The 5,618-nt window shown below is 49.3% G+C and carries 5 protein-coding genes; 4 read left to right on the top strand and 1 reads right to left on the bottom strand.

Annotated features, from left to right (window positions below; translation table 11 throughout):
• Positions 1–213: 213 nt before the first annotated feature.
• Complete coding sequence (locus tag ACYVK4_RS32425) at positions 214–528, top strand: hypothetical protein (RefSeq protein WP_461131734.1); 315 nt, start codon at positions 214–216, stop codon at positions 526–528.
• Positions 529–764: 236 nt separating this feature from the next.
• Here the strand turns inward: ACYVK4_RS32425 and ACYVK4_RS32420 are convergent, their stop codons facing one another.
• On the bottom strand, positions 765–917 hold the full coding sequence (locus ACYVK4_RS32420) for a hypothetical protein (protein WP_461131733.1): 153 nt from the start codon (positions 915–917) through the stop codon (positions 765–767).
• Positions 918–3,467: 2,550 nt separating this feature from the next.
• Between ACYVK4_RS32420 and ACYVK4_RS32415 the strand changes: the two genes are divergently transcribed.
• The 3 genes from ACYVK4_RS32415 to ACYVK4_RS32405 all read left to right on the top strand — a co-directional run bounded on the left by ACYVK4_RS32415 (position 3,468) and on the right by ACYVK4_RS32405 (position 5,367).
• Positions 3,468–3,947: a PepSY-associated TM helix domain-containing protein gene (locus ACYVK4_RS32415; RefSeq protein WP_461131732.1), complete on the top strand. Its 480-nt coding sequence runs from the start codon at positions 3,468–3,470 to the stop codon at positions 3,945–3,947.
• A 16-nt stretch (positions 3,948–3,963) separates the two neighbouring features.
• Positions 3,964–4,599, top strand: coding sequence for a PepSY-associated TM helix domain-containing protein (locus ACYVK4_RS32410; protein WP_461131731.1), 636 nt, complete (start codon positions 3,964–3,966; stop codon positions 4,597–4,599).
• 318 nt (positions 4,600–4,917) lie between these two features.
• Positions 4,918–5,367, top strand: coding sequence for a response regulator (locus ACYVK4_RS32405; protein WP_461131730.1), 450 nt, complete (start codon positions 4,918–4,920; stop codon positions 5,365–5,367).
• Positions 5,368–5,618 lie beyond the last annotated feature (251 nt).

Here is a 5,618-nt window from a genome sequence, read left to right as displayed (position 1 = left end):
CTGGGTAGTTTTCGGCAAGTGAGACAATTCGTCACTTCGCTAAAGCGAAGTGAAACGTAACGTAACATCAATAGAGCGTTTTTGCCAGACACCAACGTTTCATCGATCACGTGGTTTTTGCCCGAATGAGCGGCCCAAAACAGTCAACGTTTACCGGCTTGTTGAGGATCGGCCGAGGGACACTCCTTTTATAGACGATACATACGGTACCTGGTGGAGAGTCCACCCTTAAGGGCCGATCACCACGTACTCAGTCCAGCACTTTCGGCAACGATAGGCTTTGGTCGCCACAAACCGGGAGAGGAAACGAGCCAGGCGGGAACGGCTAATCCGTTCTTCATCAAGTCTGCCACATTTCGGGCATTGGATCGAAAAGGAAAGGTGCCAATACAGATAGGTCAGGGCGGCTACCAGCAGCAAGCCAGCCAGGGCGTAAAAAATAAGGTTCATCGAAGGCTAAACGGTTTAACGAATCACTTTCCCATGACCAGCATGACGATTGAGTGGATCAACGGTGACTTGCCCTAATATCAGTCTCAGCAGGCGGTGGCCAGGCAGGTGCTGGCCTCGGGCGACCCCTTTGCCGAACCGGTGCCGGTGTCCACTACTGTTGAAGGGGGCCTGGGTTGTTTGAGGGGCTATAATCGGTCCACGCGGATCGTCAGGCTGAAGGAAAGCCACGGCTGGCCGGGGAAGGCATATTGCTGTCAAGGAGGTCGGGTTTGGGTGAACCATATAGGTGTTGATAATAGGTCTTTAATTCATTAAGCCGGTGCTGGCTTTGGGCCAAGATAGGCGCGCACGCGTGTGCCATGAGCTAGCTGGGTCTGGGCAGCGGTTAACCCGCGGGAAAGGCGCCCAATGAGCTCTTCCAGGACCTGGATTCGTTCGGTCAGTAACTGTTTGTGGGTGTACATACGAAAACTCGAATGGTAGGTCAACCGAATGTTCGGTTACTAAATACAATTATCTCCCTGGTCTTCCCGATTGGGCAATATTTTAAATGACGAAGGGGAAAGCTTTATCAAGCTGGACGGGTTTGCTTTGTGTGTCCCACCGGTTCGACGATGCGGTAACACCAGATAAGGCGATCCGGCATCCGGCAAGTCAAGCCTCTGTAAGGGATGAATTAATGAAGCAGGTGCCAAAGCCCTTTAACCGTTAGAACAAAGAGCATACACGAAATAAACAGGATCACCGCCCAGGGAGCCAGCAGAATAAATCTTTTTTTGTAGTCCATAGTCATTGAATAAAAAGCGGGAAACCAACCCACTGTGCCAGCCCGTAGTTACCCCTAAAGTGGGTCCCTGTAGAGTAGTAGCGGTAAGTCCTGGTAGGCGGCTTGTTACGCAGCCTTACCCATCCCTTGGCGGAGCCATTTCCTCGAGTTTACCACCCCATCTTAGGCCTTTGTCCATAACCGCTGTAGACGTGCCAGCATCATGCCGGTGACCGTTGGGGTATCCTTCTGGTAAGACTCCGTAATTCCCATGAGCCAGTTATCCACTACCGACTAGATTCTATGGTCATGGATTAACTTAACCTCTTGGTTGCTCACCGAAGTAGGCTTTGTCTAGTGTCTCTTGTTAATAGTTTAGGGTAAATACTTAACTCAAAGTTAAACAAAAATTCACAATATCCTATTTTATGCAAAAATTGTTTAACAAAATGGGCTCAACCTTTAAGTACAAGGCAGGTAGACGCTTAGCTGCGTTTGGTTCATCGAAAGCCGGTCGATAACCAGGAACCCCTTATTGAACGTGAGTAGCTTTTGGGTAATGGCCAGGCCCAGCCCAAAGCCTTGCTGTTCGTAGCGGCCCCGCTCAAATTGCCGGTAGGCTTCGATTCGCTCCCGATATCAACGATGACCCCCTCGACGCCCGCTTCCCCAAAGCGGATCAGTAGCTCAGGATGGGTCTGGGAAAACTTGAAAAGCGTTACCCAACCGGTTGATCAATACGGGGCTCAGTAGCTTTTTATCGACCACCCCCGCTACGACCATGCCCAGACCGAGAGGGCCCCTGTTGGTCCAGTTTTCTGGGGGAGGTTAAGCCCCGGGAAGGTAGTGAGGGAGGGGGCGACCTAGAACGTATATTATTTATCCTCAGTGTGTTACTGCCGACACAAAACGGGAATAAATCCGATCAGTAGCATGGCTTTTACGACAGAGGCAACACCGGCCACAGCAAGGCTATTCAGGGGGCATTCTTGCCCGTCACTATAATAGGGTATTATGACGGTATGTGGGGCACATGCGGGGAAGGCTGAGGTAGTAACGCACACCCGAACCTGCTTCACTAGATGCAACTCCTCCCTATACCCCCCAGGGTCGCGCAATACCTCAAAAGGCCATTTTATCGGGCTAGGCAGTACATAAACGATGTGGGTGTCTCCCGCCTCATCGATGTGAATAGAAAGCGGGTCAAGGGCTGAAAAGTCGTAATACATGGTTACTAATTGGCTAAGTATCCGTAGGAAGGGGTTGCGTCCAAGCACTTGAAATAACTAGCAGGTTGGTGACCAAGGCGTATAAAGTTCTGAGCATCGAATCTTGGGGTTGATTTGACCAATCTAGAAGAACTGTTATAGGGCCATGAGCAAACGAGTGCTGTCGAACGCCTGACTGGCGCTGGTGAGCCTATTTTCCTTAAAGGTAACTGATTTAATAAATGCAGAGGTTTTGTTTATACATATTCATACTATATTAACTATATATTTACTAAAAGGTAAAACAGTAATTATAAAAAACTTAAATTATTGTTTTAATCAAGAATTGGCTTCCTCAAGTTTAGGGTAGCTATCTGTTTAGTGGTCAATCCAACCTATAGAAGGCTGATTACACACCGTTGTGCATAGAACTTCTGCTTGAAGCAAGGGTTATCTTCCAGTTTAAGACACCGGTAGAGGTGCCCATACTCCTTTTCACCGGCTCGCGGGTTGGAGCTCCACAAAGGCACTAGTTGGGCGGCGAAACAACTGAATCTTCCGTCGTATCATGCTCAGAGCTATTTGTGAGATTGTTTAGGATATAGAAAGCTAATCATGAACGACCCTTGCTGACCCGTCACTGAATTCACTGGCTGCACAACGCTTAGCCTAATCTGATTAACCCGAGTCTGGTCGAAAACGGCTGAGTTTTTGAGTCGCATTACCATACTATAGGGCGGGTTTCTTGATAAGCAAAACCACTAGTTTAGGGGTCTGACTTTTGCGGGTGAGTCCTAGTAGAATTTACCACTGAATTTCTTCTTCCAGTATAACCCTACTTAGTCACTGCTTCCTGACGGGCTATGACAGGCTGTATGACCAAGTACAGAGGGTAGACCCGATTTGCTTAGTCAATGAAAAAATATTATCCCCTCATCCGGGCCCTGCACTTATACACAGGCCTGTTCATTAGCCCCTTTGTCGTCATTTTTTGTGTTAGCGTGCTAGCATTTAATCATGTAAAGCTTCTCAACAGCCTGATGCCCTCGAGGCTTCTGCCGGTTGAACGCACTAAACTTGACGGCATTCCCAGGGATACCTCCGACTTATTGACCGCCAAAGCCATTATTGTCAAGCTCGGTATTACGGGCGAAATTGATTTCATATCCATGAATGATAACCATATCTCTTTCCCCGTCATCAAGCCAGGACTGCATACGAAGATTGACGTGGATACCCGCACGGATAGCGTAACCCTTACCCGCCAAGAGGAAGGGTGGGTAAGGGCCACCAGTTATCTACACGCCATGCCGGGCCAGCATAATGCCCGATTGCGGGGCAATTCCGTATTCTTAACGATTTGGAAAGTGATGGCCGATGGTGTGGTCTATTTGCTGTTATGGCTTACCGTCAGTGGCATTTTCCTGTGGTGGTGTTTGAAAGTAGAACGGCCTATGGGCCTGACAGCTATCGTACTGGGCGTCCTGTTGTTCTCGGGCTTGCTACTCCTCATTTTCTAACGCTTCTTGTGCCAATATGCTTACCCCTTCCTTTGCCCGTTTAGCCACTTATTGGAATCGCAAATTGCACATCCATGTCGGGCTATTCTTACTGGTTTTTATCTGGCTGTTCGCTTTCTCGGGTTTACTGTTGAATCATAGTTCCTGGCAGTTTGCCCGTTTCTGGGAGGAAAGAAACCAGACCACGAGCCAAACCCACCTTCAGGTATCACCTAATCTGGATAGTAGTCAGGTTATTGGTCATGTAGTGCAGCAGCTGGGCATTGCCGGCGAGGTGAGTGAGGTGGCGATGACCCCGGACAGTGTGGATTTTCGGGTCACCGTACCCGGCCATGGTCGAAGCATACATGTTGATTTTAGACAAGGGATTTGTACCCAGAAAGAGTACACCTTCAATGTGTGGGGCAAACTCCGTACCCTACATACCTTCAATGGCATTGGCCGAGGCAACACGCCCTCCTCTCCTAACTGGTGGGTTACCTATACCTGGCTGGTGTCCATGGATGGTATTGCCTTAGGTCTTTTCTTCTTATGTATCAGTAGCTGGGTGATGTGGTACAAAGTACGTCGTCAGTATGGTTGGGGCATCGTTGCATTAGGCCTGGGTTTGTCAGGGGCCATTTATTTTGTCTTTTTACTGAAGCTATGGTAATTCTTCCTGGTTCTCGTACCAAGTCATATTAATTCAAACCAGCGAATTATGAGACTATGATTTTACAAGCTAGCTGTCAACTCAAGTGAGTCGCATACGGATGTGAACGGACTAAAGTTGTCAGCGGGTTGTCGGTTTTTCAGCTGGTTTTGGACAACTGGCACGTGGCCCCCTTTCAGGGGGCCAACCTAAAGCGATCCGGGTTTGCTAGCGGTTCGTGCCGGGGTGAGTGAACCGGCCTCCACTACTCAGTGGTCTTACCGGGTTCATTGGCCTAAAAGATAGTGCTTTTTTGTAAGTTTGTCGGTCAAAACACCGATGATGTCTGCTGTCTTTACCATCCTGTTGGTCGACGAAGATGCTACCATCGCCGATCTGCTGACCCGAGCGGCAGCTAGTACATTTCCCGAAGCGGTTTTTGTCCATACCTGCACCTATGACCAAGCGGCTAGGTATCTAGGCGATTTGACGGGCCGGGGCCCCCGGTTAATGCTGTTGGACATCAATTTAAGCACTGGCCTGAGCGGGTTCGATTTTTTATCGTTGGTGCGGCAGCATCCACAGGGGCATCTGGTGCCCATCATCATGCTATCATCCGGTGATGACCCGGCGGACCGAGGGGAAGCCTACCGGCGCGGGGCCACGGTATATAGCCAGAAACCGTTTAGTTTCCAGGCCTGGAAGCGGTACGTAGCGGGCCTTCGCGCCTATTGGTTTGAGACAGTTACCCTGCCTACCATTTGGTTTCAGAAAGAGGACGCTACCTAGGATTAGCAAGTCGCTTAAGTTTGGTAATTGACGGATTGAGCTTTAGTGTCCAGTTAAACCGCACTTAGTGGTGCAAAACTATTTGACAGTTGATAAAACCAGCCTTATCTGAGAATGAGCCTTATTAGGAAGTGGGCGCATATGAAAAAGATCAAGCAACCAATCGACTGACTAATCCCCTCCAAACGCATGGAGCTGTGCCGGTAGGTAGATGGTAAATGTGGCCCCTTGACCCGGTTGACTGCTGGCCG

It is taken from the genome of Spirosoma aerophilum, assembly GCF_054782495.1.
Note: the sequence above shows the minus strand (reverse complement) of the source record. Positions and strands in the feature narration are given on the sequence as shown.

What these genes read in the sequence shown, in the direction of transcription:
- ACYVK4_RS32420 (WP_461131733.1), bottom strand. Translation starts at nt 917, where the DNA reads ATGTACACCCACAAACAGTTACTGACCGAACGAATCCAGGTCCTGGAA.
- ACYVK4_RS32415 (WP_461131732.1), top strand. Translation starts at nt 3,468, where the DNA reads ATGCCCTCGAGGCTTCTGCCGGTTGAACGCACTAAACTTGACGGCATT.
- ACYVK4_RS32410 (WP_461131731.1), top strand. Translation starts at nt 3,964, where the DNA reads ATGCTTACCCCTTCCTTTGCCCGTTTAGCCACTTATTGGAATCGCAAA.
- ACYVK4_RS32405 (WP_461131730.1), top strand. Translation starts at nt 4,918, where the DNA reads ATGATGTCTGCTGTCTTTACCATCCTGTTGGTCGACGAAGATGCTACC.